The following is a 439-nucleotide window of genomic DNA, read 5'->3' on the forward strand; positions in this document are numbered from 1 at the left end:
CAAGACCGATCCCGATGCCAAGCTCTACCGCAAGGGCAAGACATCCAGTGAGCTGCGCTACATGGGTCATACCCTGAGCGACAACCGCCATGGCCTGGTGGTTAGCGCCATGGTGACCAAGGCGGACGGACACGCCGAGCGGGAGGCCGCAAAGGTCATGCTTAACGATGCCAGGCAGGTGATTGAAGACCTGAATGTGGAAGTCACCGTGGGCGCGGACAAGGGCTATGACGCGCACGAGTTCATTGAGGCCTGCCTGGAAATGAAGGTGACGCCCCACGTGGCGCAGAACACATCGGGTCGTCGCTCGGCCGTTCCTGATGCCATTGCTTCCAGCGCCGGTTATGCCGTCTCGCAACAAAAGCGCAAGCTGATCGAACAGGGCTTCGGGTGGGTCAAGACCGTGGGGCGCATGCGTCAGGTGATGGTGCGCGGTGAT

The 439-nt window shown here is 61.0% G+C and carries 1 protein-coding gene; it reads left to right on the forward strand.

The genetic code is table 11. The annotated features are described in order from the left end of the window. Window positions 1-439, forward strand: a 439-nt coding sequence (locus tag MKD50_RS30635) for a transposase (protein WP_252669806.1), incomplete at both ends; no start/stop codon positions are given.

The sequence above is a fragment of the Cupriavidus mimosae genome, from assembly GCF_023952485.1.
Lineage (GTDB): Bacteria > Pseudomonadota > Gammaproteobacteria > Burkholderiales > Burkholderiaceae > Cupriavidus > Cupriavidus taiwanensis_C.